Below are 567 nucleotides of genomic sequence, written 5' to 3'. Positions count from 1 at the left end.
CTTCTTCGGCCTGCTGTTCGCGGGCCTGCCCATCGTCGGCACCATCCTGGCCGGGGCCATCGCCTTCATGGCCACCAACGACCTGGCGGTGCTGTTCGAGTCCATCCCCATCCAGTTCTACGGGGCGCTGGAAATCAACTCGTTGCTGGCCATTCCGCTGTTCCTGCTGGTGGGCGAGATCATGAACAAGGCCGGGCTGACGCAGCGGCTGATCGCCGTGGCCGAGGTGCTGGTGGGTGGCTTCAAGGGCGGGCTGGCCTACGCCAACCTGTTCACCAACGCCATGGCCGCCTCCATCCTGGGCTCGGCGGTGGCGCAGATCGGCGTCATGAGCAAGGTCATGATCCCGGCCATGGAACGCATGGGCTACAAGCGCGAGTTTTCCGGCGCGGTCACGGTGTCGGCCGGCCTGCTGGGGCCCATCATCCCGCCGTCGATGCTGATGATCATCTACGGCGTGGTGGCGGTGCAGCCGATCGCGCCGCTGTTCATCGCCGGCATCGTGCCGGGCCTGCTGATCGTGGCGGCGCTGGCGCTGGTGATCTTCCTGAGCGGGCTCGTCGGGCC

Annotated in this window: 1 protein-coding gene; it reads left to right on the top strand. The window is 67.0% G+C overall.

All coding sequences use genetic code 11. The features are described from left to right. Positions 1-567 (top strand): TRAP transporter large permease subunit (locus HA630_RS27170; RefSeq protein WP_208299932.1); only part of this gene is annotated, 567 nt, incomplete at both ends.

Source organism: Aquabacterium sp. A08, assembly GCF_011742065.1.
Note: the sequence above shows the minus strand (reverse complement) of the source record. Positions and strands in the feature narration are given on the sequence as shown.